The following is a 20,038-nucleotide window of genomic DNA, read 5'->3' as shown; positions in this document are numbered from 1 at the left end:
ATTGGTCGGGTGCCACAAGAGACCGCTATCGCGTTCGGCCGAGTACCCACCGCTCCGGCCGCGATAGAGCCGAGTGACTGACGGTCACTCTGCCGTTAGCCAGAGGGTACCGTAGAACAGGGGCGAGGGGAGGAAGACGAAACTGAAAACCAGGAGACCCGTCAGGAAACCGCCTCCGCCGAGGGCGCCCGAATCGACCTCCCCAGAGAAGACGTACAGCCACACCATCCCCGTGAGGCCCGTGATAAGGGCGATTCTCGCTACCGACAGGCGGGGCTTGGAGACGAGGAGAGCCAGGACCGGAAACGACACGAGGATGTTGCCAGCGGTGACGAGGAATATCCACGACGTTATAGTCCCCCGGTAATCCATCGCGACGACAGCTGTCAGTGCCGCGAACGCGGTGGCGACGGCCACTGCAGTCAGTCGCTCGTCCGTTATCTCGGGTGACTGGACCGCCCCGGGTGCCGATGCAACGAATTCGCGAACACCCGCGACCACCCCGTCGTCAGGACGGTAACGCCAGACAACGAGGGCCAGGAGGCCCACCGTCAGTAGTCCGCCGATGTCACCCAGCATGGCCAGGAAGAGGAAGTGCGCGACGAACAACCCACCCAGCGCCAGGTGAGCCCCGAACAGCCAGTCGTCACGAGGGTTCCAGCCATCGTCCAGCCGGCGCGGATAGTAGAGCGCAAAGCTGCTGGCGAGGCCAACCAGCGGCACGCCAAAGAACAGTGCCCCCGAAACCGCCGACTCACCGGCCCAGCTAACGACCTCCAGCGCGATGGCTGGACGGGCGAGTGCCTCGTGTGAGCCGAACACGACGTACGTCCGTGGGGAGACCTCATCGCTGGCTTTTGGCCTGCCACGACAGCGCCCTGACCGCGCTAGGTCAGTGGGGTGGGACTTGTCCGTTGCGGAACCCCAGGGCCCTTCGGGAAGTACTGGAAGAACTCGCTCACACCATATCCTGGGCGTGAATCTTCTCTATGACGTCTGCCCCCTTCTCAGTTACCCCATAGACGCGTCCTTTCCGGCGTTCTTCGGAGACCAGTAACGTGACCAGTCCTTCGTCCTGGAGTTCCTGGAGGGCCCGCGAGATGTGGGCGATGGCACGGTCGGTGTCGGCCGCGACGAGCGAGGGTGTCGCAGGACCCGTTTGCAGTCTGTCGAGGGTATCGACACGGTACTTGGAGCTGATGACGTAACTCACGTCGTCCCACTCGTCGCTCATGTGGGCCCTCCCGAACGTCGATGGTGTGTTCCGCGAGGGGATTGGACGGTCATGTCGATGGTCGAGGGCGTCGATGTGGGTTAGTATACTGTGAACAATATTCGGAGCCGATGCGTATGTGCAGCATAACGAGTGGTTGCTGACCCACTTTCGAAAACACTTAGCTTGCACTCGAAAGCCCCGCAGTGGCCGATGTGGGAAATATACGTCTGAGCTACTCCCGGTGGAGAACTCGCCCGCATACGAGAAGGGCAGCAAGGTGAGGAGTGTTCTCCCAGTCGGGCCGAGTGGGCCAGCAGCGTCACTCCCGACCGTCGGAGTGGTGGGCGACTCGACGACCAGGAACGGTGTGGTGGGCTGTCGAATATCCGACCAGCGGTATCGCTTCGCGATATGCCCTGTAGGCCTGGTGATTGGGTCGCCGTTGACTGTCGATACAGTCCAGTCCCTCGGCATAACGACGTCGAAGCGCCAGCCAGAACCCGCGCTGCTGTTCGCGAAAGTAGTCGCATACGCATCGCTGAGTGCGAGACTGTCGCCGGGCGCAATGTACCCATCCCAGGTGGCTCGGTATTTGAGAAGCACCCATCCGTGTTCAGGCGGTCTGTTCGGTTCGTCCCCGACTGTCAACGAGTCCCTGTGTTGTACCGACTGTCAACCATCCGTCAATGTGGATGGGTCCGCGCCGTTCTCAGCGAGGATTCGTTCCAGGCGCTCCTCACCGTCCAACCAGACGGGGTCGAAGGTTCCGTTCGTTGCCGCCTCGGCTTCGCTGGTCGACCGTGCATGGTAGACGACACGGACTGTGAACTCACCCCTGGTCGACCCCTGGTAGAAATCGACCTGCACGGAACGAGTGACGTTCGCTGTCGGGGCCGTTATAGGAGTGCCAGTTCCAGCACGAACAGTAGAGTCGATACCCGCCGCTGACTGAACCTGTGCGGTCGTCGCTATCGGCCCACCAGCGAGGGCGATAACGACACATACGACGATAGTGACACGCGAATGTCACATGGCGAGGCCATCATGGTTGCGTCTCGACGATAAGAGCCCCGTGACGGGATACAGATTCGACCGGTATTGTTCATTGTTGGCAACGAGCGTATAACGAAATATGGGTTGCGTTATCACAGACCAGCTCAGCATGAGGGTCTACTCCCGAATTAAAAGATGGATGGGAGACACATGGGGGGATTCGGTGGGAGCATCGGCGGTAGCTGTCCAGGCATCGGGGAGACGCACTACCTTCCTCCCAGTTGATACTTCACCGGACAGTGTTAAATGTCTGTGGCATGGTGTGACATGAGTACTATCGGTACACGTTCGATGCCACGACGAGTTGGGCGATCACAGGAGACACAACACGGCAAATCCCGTCGCGTATCTCGTCTGTTACCACATCGGCACCGGCGAGTGGAACTATCCTCGCTCGATGGCTGGCCACCTCGACGCAGACCGTGTACAGGTCGAGGAACTCTGCGAGGAGACGGAGACGGGGGACTGCTCGAACGTGTCGAGTCGGGCACGGTCAATCAGCGCAACGTCAAAGCCAAAACGGCCGACGAGGTGCGCCAGCTTCTCTCCTGCTACCGCTTCTCACGCGAGAGTATTGCAGGGAGTGTCTCGACGGGGCGAGCCAGTGGGGCGAGCGCTTTCTCGCGGAGTTCAAGGCGACGACGGCAAGGAATCCCGGTACCGACTTGCCGACGGAGTTCACCGGGTAACGGGCCACCACGGATGAGCGAACCCTACTCGGCGGGAGACTGATACCGGTGGACGCGCTCGGCGACGGCCGACTCGAAGGCAGTGAGTGAGGCGATGAACGCTCCGTCCGCGAAGAGTTCCGCATACGCCTCACGGGCAACGTCTGCGACGAGCCGGTCACGAATTCCAGCCACTGTGGTCGATGTCCCATCGCCAGGCATCGCCGCAACTGTCTGCTCGATGCATTCCGAAGTCGCATACGCCGCGGCCAGCTCCGCGGCCGAGTGGCGCGCTGCATCCGACGGTTCGTCGCCGGGTTGGACACGCCACGCTGCGGCACGATTCCCGGCCTTATCCCGAATCAGGACGCCGGCCGCCGGGCCGTCGCGCCACGCCGACGGTGGGAACCCGGCCGACTCGTCGAACCGGCCTAAATCGGTGTGTGCCGCCGGCTGTTCTTTCTCGACCGCCGGGAGTGCTGGCACCCCTAGTCGGTCGAAGACCCCGGTCGCCGCGTCCGGTGACAGGAACGTCCCCGACCGGCCGGACCACACGTCGACGCCGACGAAGGCCGGTACTGCCTCCCAGTCGTAGTCGATACCCTCGTTGCGGGTGGCGATGCCACAGAACGTGATTTCGTCCGGGGCATCCGTCGCAGCCTGCAAGGCGTCCCGGTCCAGTTGGGCCTCTATCTTGTGGGCTGCCCGTCGGAACGCCACTGGTACCGCGGCCGCCGCATCGAACGACCCATCCGGTGTCGCGAAGGTCACGAACCCCGAGGGGGCGACTGTGAATCGGAACTGGCCGCCGGTAGGGAGTTCCTGCACCCAGACGTGCCCGGAGAACTCGCCCGTATCAGCAAGCGTCGATGTCTCGGGGCACTGCTTCACACGCCAAGCTATATGCCCACTGGTAGTAAAGGACGTGGGCGGCAGAGACCGCTATATCGTCCCGACGCCGGGAGCCCACGGCTGCGGTGATATCGCCACAGTCCGGTAGAAGTGTGCCTACCTTGCGCCACCACGTCGCCACAACTATACCGTCCACCTGAGACCCACTGCCCATGCAGGCAGCCCAGACCGAGTCGTCAGGAACCTGGCATCTCGTCGGCAGCCGTGGCTGTGGCGCCAATCCCGATGGAGACACCGTCGAGGGAACGTGGGCGACACTCCGCGACCGAATCGACCGGAGCGATGGCGACCGCTGTCGCCGCTGTAACTGGCCACCCAACCGCTAGGCCCTATTCGTCCTCACCAGAAGGCGGCCGTTCGGCGAGTCGGTCGAACCGATTCTGTGTCCGCTCGCGCCGCGTCGTCGTCCGCTCGGCCTCGTAGTCCCACGTGCCCGGCTCACCATCGACGACCGTCACCGACAACACCGCATCATCGTGGCGTCCGTCGTCGGGTAGCGCCGAGGCGTCGATGACCGCGTTCCCGACCTCGTCGCCGTCGGCCTCGAAGAACACCGTCGCCAGACCGTCCTCGACGGAATCGACGACAGCCGTGTACGTCCCATCGGCAAGGTCGACAGTGACAGTCATCAGTACGTCTCCTCTCGGACGATATCCCCCTCACTGTTTCGGACGGTCACCGTATCACCAGCGTTGTTCCAGACTGGCGACCCGTAGTCCCAGTACAGTTCGTCGTCGGTGTCGGTGCCAGCACCGGTGTAGAGGGTGACGCTGTCCCCAGCAGCCAGCGTGTAGCCGTCTGGGAACTCGTACGTCTTGTCGACCTCGTCGGCGACCGTCCAGCCCGTCAGATCGAGGTCCGTGTCCCCATCGTTGCCGAACACGACGTACTCGTCGTTGAGGTTCTCCCGGTCGTCTCCCGCTGCATCGGCGTGGATTTCTTCGATAACCAAATTCCCTCCACCGCCGTCCGTCGCGACTGGCGCGGGCGAAACCGCCGCCGCTCCCGTTAGCCGCTCACGTTCGGTGACAGCACCACCAGTCCCTGGCTCGATTGGGTCGCCGTCCCGGAGTACGGTCGGGTCCGTGGGGGCGGCCTGCTGTGTCTGAACCGAGACGGTGGTCCCGTTGCTGACCAGCACGATATCTCCGTGTAGGGCGGTCCAGTAGGCCGGTATCGACCGCGTCGCAAACCGGTCTAACACCGCCGCAGTTGGGTGGTCGTACTGGGAGTCGTACGCACTGGATATCACGACCGCGCCGGGGTCGACCGCATCCAGCAGCGCCCCACTGGTCGAACTCGAGGAGCCGTGGTGGCCGGCCTTCAGCACCGTCGCGTCGAGCTGCTGGCCGTACGTCTCGACGAGATACGCTTCCTGGTCGTCCTCGGCGTCACCGGTCAGGAGGAAACTCGTCTCGTTGTAGCCGAGTCGGAGGACGAGACTGTTCTCGTTGCGGGCCTCGCTCTCGAGGTACGGCTCGGGCGGACCGAGCACCTGGACGTCGACGCCATCGAACTGGATGCTATCGCCCTCACGCGTCTCGTACAGCGTCACGTCGTGTTCCTCGACGGCGTCGAGGTACTCGGTGTACGTCTGCGTGCTCGCCGCTATCCCCGGGTCGTAGATAGCGCCAATGCCGTCGGCCTCCGTCTCGTAGTAGTCGATGATGGCCGCGTTGCCGCCGATATGGTCGGCGTCGTTGTGCGAGACCACCAGCTGGTCGATTCGCGTTACGTTGTGTGACTGGAGATACTGTAACACGTACTCGCCGTCGTCGTTGTAGTGGCCGGTATCGACGAGCATCGTCTCGCCGGTCGGGCTGACGACGAGCGTACTCACCGACTGTCCGACGTTGATGTAGTGGACCTCGAGCGTGCTGTTCCACCCTGGTGTAGTTGTCGAAGTGGTGTGTACAGCAGCGCCATCGGTCTGGACGATACCCCCGCAGCCGGCGAGAAAGAGCAGACTGCAACAGAACACCAGAAGCACGACCCGGGGGCGGAACATAGGTTGCCATCACGGGGACTGCGCATATACGTTGTGTACCTAACAAAAAGACAGGCCACGGAGAGTTCAGCTCCCGAACGTGGTGGCGCTGGCTTGTCACTGGCCATCGTGCGAGCTCGTCGGTCCGAGCCGTCGTACTCGTCCAGCCTGGCACGCGTTCGAGGTTCGTCGTCGATATCGGACAAGAGCGAGGTCGTCAGGCGGGGTCGACCGGCGCGACGTACTGACTCCTCACCATGTCCCCGTCCCGCTACTGGACATAGTAGGAGTTGCGGCCGTTGATAGTCTTCGTGGTGAGTGTCCCCTTCGACGGGGCAACCCCGGCTTTCTCACGGGCGGACTCGACCGAGGGCTCCCACTCCCCTTCGTCCCACGACGTCGGCGTGTCCGCTTCGACGGACGCTTGGTCCTCGCTGGTCGCCTCGATATGGTCGGTGAGTTCGTCCACGGCGTCCACGGCTGTCGCTCGAAGCGTCGCCAGTTCCGCGTCGTCGTCGACGTCGATCCGTTCCAGGTTGTCACGGGCCTGGGAGGCGTGTGAGCGGTCGGTCATACACTAACCAACGGAGCGCCGAACCTTCCGAGTGTTGGTTAGCTGGCCGCGACAGCGGGCCGTCCCCGTCGAAACTAGCATGATAATACAGGCAAAACCGTCATACGCTCGGGAACCTTTCTCCATGACGGGCCCGAGTGCATCGCCCAGAACATCGCGCATCGTGTCTGCTACCCTATACGTATGGGCCGGGCCCGTTGGCTCGGGGTGGGCACTGGTCACGCTCGCCCCATCCGCGGTAGGACATCGCTACCGGTCCGGGACGTATCGAGTGAGCCACTCGCGATGTGTGGCCCTGAAATATAAAGTGACACGTGGGATACTGGAACGTTTATGTGTCTATGGACCAGAAGGTAATCGCCGTTCAAAGCCGGCTGTCAGAGGCACCCTACTCGGCTGGCGCCCGATGCCAGCCACTCATTTCTTCAAACCGCCCATAACGGCAGTAACGGCCCCAGAAAGCTCATAATTGTACAGCGCTGTGTCTGGTACGGGAACTGGAACTCACCACCGTGTCTGCCACCTGTGGGACCCGTTCCCTGTGTGTTCTACGGAGCCACACGCTGGTCCGGCCGGTCCGGTGTCTGGGGTGTTTCGGTTCGTGAGGTCCCTGGACGTCTGCGACCGCCCTGGCTGCGGAGACGGCCGTCGTCAGGACCGTGTCGGTCGGGTAAAGTATCGGTCGCCCTGCACGCGGTCGGTAATATCGACGAGCCCGTCGGCACGACAGTGGCGACACCGGCTCGGGGTGGTCGGCTCCGCGTGGACCGTTCCACAATGGTCACAGGCCAGAAATCGCAGTCCAGTCACGACCGTCTGTCGGTGCCCATAGCGCAAAACACTGCCGCCCGGACCCTCGCGGGTCTGCCTCCAGGACCCGACGGCCTTCACCCCCGTCTGGCCGCTCGAGCAGTTGGTACGTACCTGACAGAAGCAGGATTATGTCCACCGCTTTCCCAGAGACGACAAGGGCAACGGTCCCACGACGGGGCAAGCCATGTGTTCTCCGTAACTCCATCCGTCGCTCGGGACCAGGCCCCACAGTTCCCCCACCGGACCGCTTGACCGCGTTAGCGACCCAGCCTGGCAAACTAGTCAGCTGTGCTATATTTTATCCCGTCCCGCTCCGCCTAGACGGACAGATGGTCGAGTACCTCCTGGCACTCGGTGTCGTCGCCGCGGTGTTCGTCGGGTTCAACATCGGGGGCTCCTCCACGGGGATAACGTGGGGACCCTCGGTGGGCGCGGGAATCGTACGCAAATCGACGGCGGCGGGGGTGATGACGGTGTTCGTCTTCCTCGGCGGCTGGACGGTGGGCCGGAACGTGATGACGACGCTCAGCGAGGGTATCATCACGATGGAGCTCTCGCTGTCGGCGGGTGTGGCAGTCCTCTTTTTCATCGGGCTGGGCATTCTCGTCGCGAACATCTTCGGGGTGCCGGTGCCGACGTCGATGACCACAGTCGGTGCCATCGCCGGGCTGGGACTGGCGACAGACACGCTGAACTACCGGACCATCGCCGAGATAATCTCGTGGTGGGTCGTGACACCGGTCCTCGGATTCTGGATCGGTGTGACGGTCGGCCGATACGTCTATCCGGTAATCGACCGTCGCGTGCAAATCGAGACGTCCCGTGGACCGCTGCTCGTCCTCGACCGCGAGGGGCGCCTGCCCCGACCCGCTCTCGGCCCGAACACGACCGGTCGAGAACTGGTGACGACAGTCGTCGTCCTCACCATCGGGTGCTACATGGCTTTCAGTGCCGGCGCGAGCAACGTGCCCAACGCGGCCGCACCGCTGGTCAGTGGCGGCAATCTCGGGACGGACGTCGGCATCCTCGTCGCGACGGGGGCCATCGGGCTGGGCGGGTTCACCATCGCGCGACGGACGATGACTTCGGTCGGGGGCGAGCTGAGCGAGATTCCGCTGCTCGCGGCGCTTTTCGTCATGGTGACCGCCTCGACGATCACCACGCTGCTCTCCTGGATAGGCATCCCCATCAGCCTCGTTATGGGGACGGTGATGACCATCGTCGGTCTCGGCTGGGGGCGTGCCACCCGACCGATCACCGTCCGTGGCGCCGTCACCCGCGACACCGCCGACCACGAAATCGCTCCGGGAGCCATCACGGCCGATACCGCGCCCGAGAGGGCTGCGGCGCCCATCGGCGAGCCCGAGCCACAGCCGGTGCTCGACGCCCGGGAACTGTTCAACCCCCGGGCCGTCATCAAGTACGTCTCCATGTGGGTCATCGGGCCGACGATGTCGACAGCTCTGGCGTACGTGTTCTTTCGGCTGGTCCCCGGCGCCACGTGACAGTATATTTATATATACGAGCCCTACCACAGGCATGATTTCGCGGATACTCGTCCCGATGGACGACTCGGACCCCGCTGGGAACGCGCTCGCGTACGCGCTCGAGAACTTCCCGGACGCGGAGGTCACCGTGTTGCACGTCGTCGGCGTGCCCTCGATGCTGATGGGTGAGGCCGCCGGGCTCGCACTCGAGGACGACCTGGACGACGCAGCCCGGGAGCGGGCCGAACCGGTGTTCGAACGCGCCAGCAGGCGCGCGGCCGACCACGACCGCGAGGTCGGCACCGTCGTCGGCGTCGGCCACCCGGCCCGGAACATCCTCGACCGCGCCGACAATTACGACACCGTGGTGCTGGGGAGCCACGGCGCCGACTGGAACCGCGCAAGCCACCGGTTCCTGGTCGGCAACGTCGCGGAAACCGTGCTCCGTCGCGCCTCGGTGCCGGTCACCGTCGTTCGCTGACCGTATCGGGGCTCATCGGTCCCCGGGTTCGTCGGCGGCCCTGGTGACGTGCGAGTCAGCCCCGGCGCTGTCGAGACGCTCGTCGACGGCCTCGACCCGCGCCTCGACGCTGTCGAGCTGGTCGCCGATGGTCTCGTCGAATTGCCGCGCGACGCGCTCGTCGACCACCTGTTCGACGGTGCCGTTCACCGCCCGTTCCATGGAGTCCTCGACCTGCTCGCCGACCTGCTCGTCCATCGCCCGTTCGACGGAGTCGTCGATGGCGTCCTCGACGACCCTGGTCATCCAGTCCGGGTCGAAGCGGGCCATCTTCCAGACGACGTGGAGGAGGTACGCCGAGAACACGCCGACGCCGAACGCGATGCCGATACCGAACTCGACAGTCGCGATGAGAGCGATGGCGAGTAGTATCAGCCCGCCGTAGGCGAGATCGACCGCGGCGTCCACGCGAGCCGGGCTTACCATCCGCACACAGGCGTGGCGCTCACCGGCTGTCGCCCGATTTCTCGCTGCAGATTCGCGGCCGTCACGTGACACAGACGTGGGGAGTGCATCTCGCGACATCATACGAGTTAGTCTGGTGAAACGTTTTCCCAGCTGGACCGACGGCTATGGTCACCGGGCGCAGTAGCCTACGGTCTCCAGCCAGACCGGCAAGCGGGAGTCACTGTCGCGGCGCGCGGCTGGCCGGCCGGGTACGCAAACTCGTGGTCGCTGTCGTCTGTCAGTCCCGCCGGCCCGACCTGGGGGGCGCTGTCGGTTTCGGCCGGGCCCGCGCTGTCAGTCGACGAGGGGCTGGCGCTCCCCATCGGGCATGACAGTCACTACGCTGCTGTGATAGCAGCGACCGAACCGTCCGTGACAAGCTGGCCACTGCTCCGTGTAGGTATGACCATTATAAGTTCACACCCCATGAATATTCATAGTACGATGTCGACAATTTCCAAGTCGGGTGAAAACGCCGACGCGAGCTACGAAATCCGTGCTGACACGACCGTGAACACGCTGTATCTGGAGTTCAGCGGGACACTGACAGCCGACGAAATGCAGACCGCCGCCGACGAGACCATCGACGCGGCCGGGAGCCTCGACGACGGCTTTGGCATCATCAACGATATCTCCGAGTTCACGCCGCCCTCGCCCGAGGCTGCAAAGCCCATTCAGGAAGCGCAGGTCAAGCTGAAGGAGCTGGGCGTCGGCGACGTGGTCCGGGTCGTCGCGGCGGAGACCAGCACCGTCACCGAGAACGCGTTCCAGCGGCGGTCCCGGCAGGCGGGATACGAAGGAAAGACAGCGACGTCGGTGGCCGAGGCAGAGCGGAAACTGGACTAGCCCGCCCCACACGCGCGTGGTCTGAAGTGCCCGCCTGGCCGGGCGCACCACTCCGAGTGTCCGCCCACAGTTACTATCATATATCCGACTGTTTACCATCGCTATTACGGGATTCTGCCGTGAGCGCTCCAGATAGTTACCACGTGCAAAGATAAGGTACTGGGTCTATCTGTTGGAAGAGTGTACACGTCTCCATGGATGGACAGACATTGGCCGAGTCGCTGTCAGAACAAGAACTCGCGGAGCGCGTCCTCAGAGCGGAGCAGCGCATCGACTGTATGGAAACGACGCTGGCCGCCGTCACGGACGAAATCGACGGCGTATCACTCTCTAGCCGCTGCAGCAAATGCGAGAAGTCGCTGTTACTCATCAAAGACGGGATGTTGTACTGCCCGCAATGTGGAGACGGTCACTCGCTATAACAGTCGTCTGTAACAGACGTCTGTATTGTATAGCGTGAGACCGGCCGGCGGGGAGCGGACGTTGCGGGACTACCAAACAGTGACGACGACGTCGCTGGTTTCGAGATATCGGTCGACGCGGTCGGCAAAGGGCCCCGTTCCGGGCCACGTAGCGGTGACGCCGAGCTGTGCCGGGTCGCCGATGTAACACTGGACAGTGGAACCGTCGTCGGCGGAGAGAGACCGACGGACGTAGAGTCCGCGGTCGACGCCCTCGTACCGGTCGAGGGTCGCCACCTCGGGCGTCGAGAGGAGACGCCCCTCACAGCGCCCGCCAGGGGCGAGGGTCGGATACGCACCGTCGACGCGGTGGAGTCCTCGGAGTTCTGCCCGCCCGTCGAACTCGTAGCGGTCCAGAATACGCCCGGCAGTCGACGGCTCGGTGAGCGTCCCGTAGACGAACACCTCCATAGCTGTGCTCGCGGCGGCGGCAAAATAAGTGGGCTGTCTATCGGGACCGACCGTCGCCGTCGGTCACAACCGGTCGCTGGGTCTCCGTGAGCGTCGCCTCGAAGGACGACACCGGCTCCGACGAGCCGGCGAGCGTGCGCTGTTTCTCTATCTCGGCGGCGATAGCGTCGGTGACACCCGGATGGTCCAGCAGTGGGTCCGCGTACGCGATGCCGCCGCGGTCGAGTTCGAGCGCCGCCGGAATCCGGCGTTCAGTCACCTCACTGCGGCCCAGGAACAGCGGGACAGCGACCGCGTTGCTGGTCGGGACGTTGTAGCGGACACACTCGACGGCCGGGTTCTGGAGCAGATAGCAGGTCAACACCGAATCGTACGCCGATTGGGCCGCCAGCCGGCTCGCGTGGTAGTCCGTCGTCTGGCGCTGATAGGGTTTCGAGCTACTGCCGAAGCTCACGAGGACGAGCGAGGCGTCCTCGCCGGGCGTGACCTCCGTCCCGGCCCGCTGTGCGAGCACGTCCGTTATCGCCGGACTCTGGCCCAGCGGTTCACAGTAGTGGACCGTTCCCGGGACAGCCGAGAGCGCGGCCGGTATCTCGGTCGTCGTGTCCCGCGTGTGCGCGGCGACCATCGGGACTGCGTACACCGTCTCGGCCGTCACCGAATCTAGTTGCGGTGTAAGTTCGCGAACCGGCTCGTCCGCGTACGTCGCGACCGCGACGGATTCGACGTCGGTGCGCTCGCGGAGTCGGCTGGCGTGGGTCTCCAGCAGCGCCGCCAGTCCGTCGGTGGCACGCCCGATCAGGAGTATCGTTTCGTTCGTCATGTCGCCCGGGTGTTGTACAATTTCATTTGTTCTACCCCAATCTCTCTTGGGCTAGACGATGACGGGGTCCATCAAATAGGTTGTGGTGAGTGGGCTCTCGGCGAGCAGTGAGAGTCCTGGCACCGGACAGCTAGGGCGAGGAAGCCGGCAGAAACGCAGTCAAGAGACCTCGAACGCAGGGACAATACTCAGTCTGTGTCGTTCCCGGCCCGCACTGCCAGCACCGAGAGGTCGGAGTAGGGCGTCTCTTCGCGGCCGTCGCCGCCGGCCGACGAAGCGAGCGCCTCCAGCGTGGTCCGCGTGACGGCCTCGTCGTCGTGGGTCAGCCGTTCGAGGACGAGCGCCGACAGCGACGGGTCGGCGCCGACCTCCAACAGGTCGGCGGCGATGTCGCCGGGCATCCAGTCGAACGGCCGAGGGAGGACGAGGAGATGGCGCTGGCCGACATGGTCCCTGAGTCGGTCGAGGTCCGCCTGGATGGGACCGCTCTTGTGCAGCGTCACGAACTCCGTGTCCTCCATCGGCGTCCGCGCGCGACTGGCGGCCACCTGCAGCGAGGAGATACCCGGGACGACACGCACGGGGGCCTCGACCGCCCGCTGGACCTTCCCGACGAACTGATAGCCCGAATGGTTCGGGTCACCCATCAACACCGCCACGCCGCTCGCCCCGGCCGCAACCCGGTCGCCGAAGCGAGAGAGCGCCTCGGCCTCGTCCCGATAGCCACAGGTGAGCAGGTCGGCGTCGGTCGCCTCGCTTACGAACTCGACGACGGTCTCGAAGCCGACGACGACGTCGGCTTCCTCGAGGGCTCGCCTCCCGCGCCCGGTCAGATATTCCGTGTTTCCGGGCCCGATGCCGACGGCATAGACGGGGTCGGTCCCCGTCTGGGTCGGTCGTTCCGGTGCCGACGCAGCGAGCGTCGCGGGGTCGGGGCCCGCCTCGAGGTCGTACTCCTCGCCCATCAGTCCGCACCCGCCATTGCGTCCGTCTCGACGGCGACGCTCCCATCGCGGGCGTCGCTCGCGACGTGGACGAGTTCGTTCGTCAGGCCAGCGGCGAGCCCGCTGCCCCCGGCGACCGACCGTCGTGATGGCTGGGACGCCGTACGCCTCGGCGACCTCGCGGACGCGTTCGCGGCTCGTGGCCGCCTTCACGAAGCCGACGGGGGTGGCGACAATTGCGGCGGGTCGGGTCCCATCCTCGATGCAGTCGGCCAGCGCGAGCGCGGCGGTCGGCGCGTTGCCGACGACCGCGATGGCCCTGTCGTAGACACCCTGTTTGTCGAGTTCAAGCACCGACGCAGCGGTCCGGGTCATCCCCGTCTCGGCGGCCAGGTCGGCCCCGTTCCCGATGGCCTTTCGCACGTCACAGCTGTGGCCCCGGCCGGTGATGCCGGACTTGACCATCGTGATGTCCGTGACGATGGGGTGTTCAGCCAGCACGGCGCGGGCGCCAGCGCGGACCACGGCCGATTCCTCGGCCCCCGAGAAGCGCACCAGATGCTGGAACTCCGGGTCGCCGGTCGCGTGGACGGCTTTCTGTCGGATGCGGTCACCCAGCGTCTCGTCGGGGACGAGCTCGCGGACGCGGTCCATGCTCGTCTCGGCGATGTCCATCGCGTCACCGGTCGTCGCGCCGAGGTCGGCGTACTCCTCGAAGTTCGTCTCGTCGGCCGACTCACTGTCATCGTCAGTCGTCATCACTCGTCACCCCCTCGCCGTCGGCGGCACCGGCACGCGCCTCCAGGTCACCGTCGACAGCGAGGTTGATATCTCTTAGCCAGTCTGCCATCTCGTCGCTCGCATCCCAGAGCCCGCGGTCGATGGCCTCCAGCAGCGTTTCGGTGATGCTCTCTAAAGCCCAGGGGTTCACGTCTTTGAGCCAGTCCTGGCGGTCCTCGTCGAGGGCATACTGCTCGGCCACGTCTTCCCAGAGCCGGTCACTGACGACGCCGGTCGTCGCGTCCCAGCCAAGCACCACGTCGACGGTCGTCGAGAGGTCGCCGGCGCCCTTGTAGTCGTGTTCCTCCATGGATTCGAGCCAGCTCGGGTTGAGCACGCGGGCCCGCATCGCCTTGCGGACCTTCTCCTCGTTGGTGTAGACGTCCACGTTGTCGGGGTCGGAGGAATCACCGACGTACGACGCCGGTTCGGTCCCGGAAATCTCCGAGACGGCGCTGATGAAGCCGCCGTGGAACGCGTACCAGTCCGAGCTGTCGAACTCGTCCTGTTCGGCGGTGTCCTCTATCTTGACCGTGGCCTCGACGCTGCCGAGGCGGCGCTCGAAGGCGTCGTGGGCCTCGCTGACCCGGCCGCGAGAGCCCATCGCGTAGCCGCCCCACTGGACGTACACGTCCGCGAGGTCCGAGCGGCCCTCCCAGTTGCCCTCGTCGACGGCCTTGTTCGTGCCCGCGCCGTAGCCGCCGGGCCGGGTGGTGAAGACGCGGGCTTTCGCAGCGCTCTCGGCGTCAGATGCATCCATCCCCTCGTTCACGAGGTCGTCGGTCTCTTCCTCGACGTGTTTCTTCACGTAGTTCATCTCGTGTGGTTCGTCGAGGTCGACCACCGCGTCGACGGCGTCGTGGACGACGCTCGCCGCCGCCGGGAACGCGTCCCGGAACAGGCCCGAGACGCGGGTCGTCACGTCGATACGCGGCCGGCCGAGTTCCTCGAGGGGAATCGGCTCGACGTCCTCGACGCGGCCGGCGTCGCTCCAGACCGGCTCGACGCCCATCAGGGCGAGCACCTGTGCGATGGTCTCCCCGCGCGTGCGGACGGTTGGCGTACCCCAGACGACGACGCCTATCTCCTCCGGGTACTCCCTTGCCTCGGTCTCGTGCCGTTCAAGCACGCCGTCGGCGACCTCGCTGCCCACGTCCCACGCGGTCTTGGCGGGCACCTTGCGCGGGTCCAGCGTGTAGAAGTTCCGCGCGGTTGGCAGCAGGTCCACGCCGCCTCTGGTGGGCGCGCCGGAGCCGCCCGGCGGGACGTACTCACCCGCCAGTGCGTCCGCAGTGCGTGGAATCTCCTCGGCTGCGCCGGCGACTCGCGGCGCTGCTTCCTCACAGATGTACGCAAGCGCCTCGCGGAGCTGGTCGTGGGCGCCCGATTGCGCCCGAGCGTCCCCGAGCGGGTCGATGTCGACGACGAGGAGGTTCATGTTCACTTCGCTGCTGTTGTCCGCCAGCTCGCTCTCGGGCACGTCGAAGTCGTACTCGGCCAGCGTCTCGACCAGTTCGAGGCTCGTCTCGTGGATGTGGTCGGCGGCCTCGGCGTAGGTCATCCCCAGCGCCTCGTCGTACTCGCCCGGCGCGTTGCGGAGTTTGTCGTAGTCCACACCGAGCACTCCCGCGACGCTCTCACGGAGGGAGGGCGCACTGGGGTTCTCGAGGCGGGTGAGCGCGACCAGATAGTCGACCAGCCGGTCGTCCGTTGGCGGCTCGCCCATCGTGTGGAGCCCTTTGCGAATCTGAGTGGTCTTTACGTCCGTCAGATACTCGTGGACGCGCTCGACGAGTTCGTCGATAGAAACCTCGGCTCCGTCAACGGAACCCTCAGCCAGCGTCGAGCCTGCTTCTTCAGGCCCGCGAACGTTGGCTTTCTCGTCTATCTCGCCGGTGATACCCAGCTCGACGGCCAGATCCATCTCGTCGACGACCTCCCAGATTCGCTGCTCGAGATGCTCGCCGTCGTCGGTCCGGGCGTCCTCCATGCCAGCTTCCCGATACCTGTCGGCAAGTTCCTCCAGGTCCGCGAGGTCGTCGTAGGTGCCCGCGTTGGCCATCACCGGCGTGAGGTAGTCGACGATAGCGGCATAGGACCGCCGCTTGGCCTGTGTCCCCTCGCCGGGGTTGTTGACGATGTACGGGTAGACGTTCGGGATATCGTCGATGAGCTGGTCGGGCGCGCTCTCGCCGTCCAGCCCGACGGTCTTGCCCGGCAGCCACTCCAGGCTACCGTGGGTCCCCAGGTGGACCACCGCGTCGGCCTCGTATCTGTTGCGCAGCCAACGGTAGAAGGCGACGTAGTCGTGGGGCGGCTGCAGGTCCGAATCGTGATACACCTTCGAGGGGTCCATACCGAACCCGCGCGGGGGCTGGACGGTGACGAGGACGTTGCCGAACTCGACGCCGGGGATGGCGAAGGGCCGCTCCGGTGGCTCGCCCCACTCCTCGAGGACGTTCTCACGGAAGCTACTGTCCAGTGTCTCGAACCACGCGCGGTATTGCGAGGGAGCGACAGTATCCACACTCAGCTCACGGACGTCCTCGGGGGCGACCCAGCGGTCCTCCAGCGTGAGCTGGGCGGTCAGGCGCTCGACGAGGGACCTGCCGCTGTCGGGCATCGTGGGCCCCGTGCTGTATCCACGAGCGTCCAGCTCTTCCAGCAAGTTGACCGTGCTCTCAGGTGAATCGAGCCCGAACGCGGTCCCGATGCCGTCGTCGCTGGGCGGGTAGTTGTGCAGCACGACGGCCACCTGCTTCTCGTCGTTGGGCGTGTGGCGCAGCTCGGCCCAGTTGACGGCGAGTCTGGCCACGTGGTCGATGCGGTCGTCGATGGGGAAATGCTGCTTGGGGGCGCTGCCGATGTCGGCCGCGTCCTCGGTGCGTTCTTTCCCCGAAATCGGATGGGTAATGACGTTGCCGTCGAACTCCGGCAGCGCGACCGAGAGGGCGAGTTCGAACCCCATTACGCCGGTGTCGCTGCTGTCGTAGCGCGAGCGCGAGCGCATCGTCGTCACGGTCTGGATGACCGGGACACCCAGTTTATCGAGGAAGACGTCCTGAGCGGACTGGCCTTCGTCGTCGGCATCGCGGCCGCGTTCGTCCATCGAGAGCGAGAACATGAACGACGAACAGACGGCATCGACTGTGGGATTCCCGTCCGCGTCCAGCAGCCACTCCTCGGTCACCTGCTCGGCACTCCACTGGCCCTCGGTGTCGGTCGCTGGCTCACAGAAGATAGGCAGGGCGTTCGCGCCCTGGGCCTCGATGGCCCGGACCTGCGCGTCGACGTAGCGGGTGTTCTCGTGAGTCCAGTGGGACTCGTAGAACCAGACCGCGACGGTCGGTTTCGCGGGGTCGAACGTCGCCAGCAGCTCGTCGTAGCTCGCGCCCGGGTAGTCGGGATGGTAGACGCCCTCCGTCGGAAGCGCGACGGGGTCGTCGTAGGCGGGGTCCGCCTCGCCGTACTCGCTGACGAGATAGCGCAGGCAGTTCGCGACGTTGCTCGCCCCGCCCTTCTCCAGATAGTCGTAGACGGTATCGCGCTGACTCGCCGGCACCGACGTGTCGTCGTAGGCGAAGGCGTCGCCGGTAGCCTTCACGACCAGCGGGACCCCGGCCTCGCGCAACCGTTCGACAGCCCGTTCGTAGCCTGGCATACTGTCTTCGGCGCCGTGGAGCCAGAGGATTACGGCGGTCGCGTCTGTCAGTTCCTCGATGAACGAATCGACGGCGGGTTCGTCGTCCAGGTCGCTCTCGGAGCGGACGACGAGGTCGGCGTCTAGCTGGCCCGCGGCCCGCTGGACGGCCCCGAGTTCGTTCTCCGTCGCGGTGTAGAGTCCGAGCTGTGGCATAACGTTATTAAAACTCCATTGTGATTAGTGCAAGTATGGTTGATTTCGCTGCGGACAAAAAGGCTTCGGGGGCACCGGCCTTTGACGACGTGGTCGGCCAGCAGGAGCTGAAAGACGGACTACTCGCCGTCGCGGCCGACGAAGGGCTAGACGGGCTGCTTATCCGTGGCGAGAAGGGGACCGCCAAATCTACGACCGTGCGAGCGCTGGCCGAGCTGTTGCCCGAGCAGCGAGCCGTCGCGGACTGTCCGTACGGCTGTCCGCCAGACGAGCCGGACCGGCAGTGTTCAGACTGTCGCGAGCGAGCGGACCCGCCCGCCGAGCACCGGCCCACGCCGCTGGTGACGCTCCCGCTCGGGGCGACCCGTGACCGCGTGGTCGGGACCCTCTCCGTCGAGGACGCACTCGCCGGCGAGGCGACCTTCGACCCGGGACTGCTCGCGCGGGCGAACCGCGGACTGCTGTACGTCGACGAAGTGAACCTGCTCGACGACCACCTCGTCGACGTCGTCCTCGACGCCGCCGCCAGCGGCGTCAACCGCGTCGAACGCGACGGTGTCACGGTGTCCCACCCCGCCGAGTTCACGCTCGTCGGGACGATGAATCCCGAAGAGGGAGACCTGCGCCCGCAACTGCGGGACCGCTTCGCGCTCCAGACCGAGGTCACGGCCTGTGGGGATATCGATGACCGCGTGGCCATCATCGACCGGGCGCTGGGCGATGCCGCTGCGACCGACGGCGGTGCCGCCGGCGGAACCCGACCGGCCGCTGAACGACTCCAGACCGCCCGCGAGCGATTGCCCGAGGTTGCCCTGCCAACCGAGTTTCGCGAACAGATAGCAGAGCTCTGTCGCGAAGCGGGACTGGACGGCCACCGCGGCGATATCTCGACTGCCCGCGCAGCCCGGACCTTCGCCGCACTTGACGACCGGACCAGCGTCCTCGAACCGGACGTCGAACGTGCCGCGCGCTTTGCGCTTCCCCACCGGCTCAAATCCACCCCGTTCGAGGACGCACCGACCGTCGAGGACGTCCTCGACGACCAGTTCGACGACGGAGACGAGAGTGGGGACGACGAGGGCGAATCCGAAGCCGAGGACGAGGCGGACGGCCAGACGGATGGTGCGGACGAGAGAGACGGCGACGGGGGAGACGGAGATGGAACGGCAGGTGATGGCGACGGGCCTGGGAGCCAGGAGGACACCGACGGGGACGGGAGCGGCACCGACGGAAGCGACGGCGACGAGGGAGAACCAGACCAGCAGCCGGCGGACGGCAACGGCGCCGAGAGCGATGGGACACCCTCCGAAGCGGAGGCGAGCGGGCAGGGAGACGAACGGCCCACTGCCAGCGACGACCGTGGCGATGACGACTCGGCGGACGCTGACGAGGAGACGGCCGGCACGGCGACACCGCTGCTGCCAGGCCAGTCACGGGCCGAAATCGGCGAGAGTACGGCCCCCGAGGTCGACGCCCCCGCGGTCGATACCGACGGTGCCGATGCGAGCGGTCACGCGAGCGCGACCGATACCGACCGCGGCGCCACCGTCAGGACCGAACGGGCATCGTCCGACAGCTCGGTCGACGCGGCCGCATCGGTCAGAGCCGCCGCCCGGCGCGGTAGCGACGGCGTCGAATCGCGAGACCTCCGCCAGTCAGTGCGGGCGGGCGACGCGGAGACGCTGGTCGTCTTCGCCGTCGACGCCAGCGCGTCGATGCGTCCGGCGATGCGAGCGGCGAAAGGCTGCGTGCTCGAGCTCCTGCGAGAGGCCTATCAGGCCCGCGACGCCGTCAGCGTCGTCACCTTCGCGGGCGAGGACGCCGACGTGGTGCTCCCGCCGACCGACAGCGTCTCCCTCGCGGCCCGCCACCTCAAGGACCTGCCCACCGGCGACCGGACGCCCCTGCCGGCAGGGCTCTCCACCGCGACCGAGGTACTGAACGCCGCAGAGCCCGACGCCGCCGTCGCCGTAGTCGTCACCGACGGCCGGGCCAACACCGCCGACGGGAGCCCGGTCCAGGCGACCCGCGAGGCGGCCAGTCGGCTGGGCGCGGTCGCCGACCGGACCATCGTCGTCAACGCCGGCACAGAGGGGCGGGCGGCCCTGACCGACACCATCGCGGAGGCGACCGACGCCACCGTGGTCCCGTTGTCGGCCCTGACCGCCGAGCGCATCGACGCCGTCGCCAGGTGAGGGTCGGAAGTTTTACAATCTTAGTTGTCTTTACTACAATTAGAA

General features: G+C 65.6%; 18 protein-coding genes and 1 pseudogene. 6 read left to right on the top strand and 13 right to left on the bottom strand.

Going from position 1 to position 20,038, the window contains the following annotated elements:
* Window positions 1–84: 84 nt before the first annotated feature.
* The 4 genes from P1K32_RS16565 to P1K32_RS16550 all read right to left on the bottom strand — a co-directional run bounded on the left by P1K32_RS16565 (window position 85) and on the right by P1K32_RS16550 (window position 3,828).
* A complete protein-coding gene (locus P1K32_RS16565; protein ID WP_276252359.1) occupies window positions 85–822 on the bottom strand; it encodes a hypothetical protein in 738 nt (245 codons plus the stop codon).
* A 136-nt stretch (window positions 823–958) separates the two neighbouring features.
* Window positions 959–1,234, bottom strand: coding sequence for a MarR family winged helix-turn-helix transcriptional regulator (locus tag P1K32_RS16560; RefSeq protein WP_276252358.1), 276 nt, complete (start codon window positions 1,232–1,234; stop codon window positions 959–961).
* A 654-nt stretch (window positions 1,235–1,888) separates the two neighbouring features.
* A complete protein-coding gene (locus P1K32_RS16555; RefSeq protein WP_276252357.1) occupies window positions 1,889–2,083 on the bottom strand; it encodes a hypothetical protein in 195 nt (64 codons plus the stop codon).
* 899 nt (window positions 2,084–2,982) lie between these two features.
* Window positions 2,983–3,828, bottom strand: coding sequence for a hypothetical protein (locus P1K32_RS16550; RefSeq protein WP_276252356.1), 846 nt, complete (start codon window positions 3,826–3,828; stop codon window positions 2,983–2,985).
* 173 nt (window positions 3,829–4,001) lie between these two features.
* Here P1K32_RS16550 and P1K32_RS16545 point away from each other — a divergent pair, with 173 nt between their 5' ends.
* The gene (locus P1K32_RS16545; protein ID WP_276252355.1) at window positions 4,002–4,175 is read left to right on the top strand and encodes a hypothetical protein; all 174 of its coding nucleotides are present in this window, start codon (window positions 4,002–4,004) and stop codon (window positions 4,173–4,175) included.
* A 3-nt stretch (window positions 4,176–4,178) separates the two neighbouring features.
* On the opposite strand, the gene P1K32_RS16540 is transcribed toward P1K32_RS16545, so the two are convergent.
* The 3 genes from P1K32_RS16540 to P1K32_RS16530 form a co-directional block, all read right to left on the bottom strand.
* Entirely contained in the window at window positions 4,179–4,478 is a 300-nt protein-coding gene (locus tag P1K32_RS16540) for a DUF3006 family protein (protein WP_276252354.1), read from the bottom strand.
* Window positions 4,478–5,857, bottom strand: coding sequence for a lamin tail domain-containing protein (locus P1K32_RS16535; RefSeq protein ID WP_276252353.1), 1,380 nt, complete (start codon window positions 5,855–5,857; stop codon window positions 4,478–4,480). Before P1K32_RS16535 ends, P1K32_RS16540 begins: the two co-directional genes overlap by 1 nt.
* 250 nt (window positions 5,858–6,107) lie before the next feature.
* Window positions 6,108–6,410 (bottom strand): hypothetical protein, encoded by a 303-nt coding sequence (locus tag P1K32_RS16530; protein WP_276252352.1) that lies wholly within the window; start codon window positions 6,408–6,410, stop codon window positions 6,108–6,110.
* 1,142 nt (window positions 6,411–7,552) lie between these two features.
* Between P1K32_RS16530 and P1K32_RS16525 the strand changes: the two genes are divergently transcribed.
* Both P1K32_RS16525 and P1K32_RS16520 read left to right on the top strand, forming a co-directional pair.
* Complete coding sequence (locus tag P1K32_RS16525; protein ID WP_276252351.1) at window positions 7,553–8,728, top strand: inorganic phosphate transporter; 1,176 nt, start codon at window positions 7,553–7,555, stop codon at window positions 8,726–8,728.
* 34 nt (window positions 8,729–8,762) lie between these two features.
* Entirely contained in the window at window positions 8,763–9,191 is a 429-nt protein-coding gene (locus P1K32_RS16520; RefSeq protein WP_276252350.1) for a universal stress protein, read from the top strand.
* Window positions 9,192–9,203: 12 nt separating this feature from the next.
* Here the strand turns inward: P1K32_RS16520 and P1K32_RS16515 are convergent, their stop codons facing one another.
* Window positions 9,204–9,638 carry a hypothetical protein gene (locus P1K32_RS16515; RefSeq protein WP_276252349.1) on the bottom strand — a complete coding sequence of 145 codons (435 nt, stop codon included), beginning with the start codon at window positions 9,636–9,638 and terminating at the stop codon, window positions 9,204–9,206.
* A gap of 483 nt (window positions 9,639–10,121) precedes the next feature.
* Between P1K32_RS16515 and P1K32_RS16510 the strand changes: the two genes are divergently transcribed.
* Window positions 10,122–10,523 (top strand): hypothetical protein, encoded by a 402-nt coding sequence (locus tag P1K32_RS16510; protein WP_276252348.1) that lies wholly within the window; start codon window positions 10,122–10,124, stop codon window positions 10,521–10,523.
* A gap of 194 nt (window positions 10,524–10,717) precedes the next feature.
* Entirely contained in the window at window positions 10,718–10,945 is a 228-nt protein-coding gene (locus P1K32_RS16505; protein ID WP_276252347.1) for a hypothetical protein, read from the top strand.
* 69 nt (window positions 10,946–11,014) lie between these two features.
* On the opposite strand, the gene P1K32_RS16500 is transcribed toward P1K32_RS16505, so the two are convergent.
* From P1K32_RS16500 to cobN, 5 genes and pseudogenes are all read right to left on the bottom strand, one after another.
* Entirely contained in the window at window positions 11,015–11,395 is a 381-nt protein-coding gene (locus tag P1K32_RS16500) for a gamma-glutamylcyclotransferase family protein (protein ID WP_276252346.1), read from the bottom strand.
* A gap of 37 nt (window positions 11,396–11,432) precedes the next feature.
* Entirely contained in the window at window positions 11,433–12,218 is a 786-nt protein-coding gene (locus P1K32_RS16495) for a CbiX/SirB N-terminal domain-containing protein (RefSeq protein ID WP_276252345.1), read from the bottom strand.
* A 188-nt stretch (window positions 12,219–12,406) separates the two neighbouring features.
* Window positions 12,407–13,183 (bottom strand): cobalt-precorrin-7 (C(5))-methyltransferase, encoded by a 777-nt coding sequence (locus P1K32_RS16490; protein ID WP_276252344.1) that lies wholly within the window; start codon window positions 13,181–13,183, stop codon window positions 12,407–12,409.
* Window positions 13,183–13,921, bottom strand: a pseudogene (locus P1K32_RS16485) (precorrin-8X methylmutase). The gene P1K32_RS16490 and the pseudogene P1K32_RS16485 overlap by 1 nt, the downstream one beginning before the upstream one ends.
* Window positions 13,911–17,798, bottom strand: coding sequence for a cobaltochelatase subunit CobN (gene cobN, locus P1K32_RS16480; protein ID WP_276252343.1), 3,888 nt, complete (start codon window positions 17,796–17,798; stop codon window positions 13,911–13,913). Before cobN ends, P1K32_RS16485 begins: the two are co-directional and overlap by 11 nt.
* A 35-nt stretch (window positions 17,799–17,833) precedes the next feature.
* On the opposite strand from cobN, the gene P1K32_RS16475 reads away from it, so the two are divergent.
* Complete coding sequence (locus tag P1K32_RS16475) at window positions 17,834–19,993, top strand: VWA domain-containing protein (RefSeq protein ID WP_276252342.1); 2,160 nt, start codon at window positions 17,834–17,836, stop codon at window positions 19,991–19,993.
* Window positions 19,994–20,038: the final 45 nt, after the last annotated feature.

The sequence above is a fragment of the Haloarcula rara genome, assembly GCF_029338235.1.
GTDB classification, from domain to species: domain Archaea; phylum Halobacteriota; class Halobacteria; order Halobacteriales; family Haloarculaceae; genus Haloarcula; species Haloarcula rara.
Note: the sequence above shows the minus strand (reverse complement) of the source record. Positions and strands in the feature narration are given on the sequence as shown.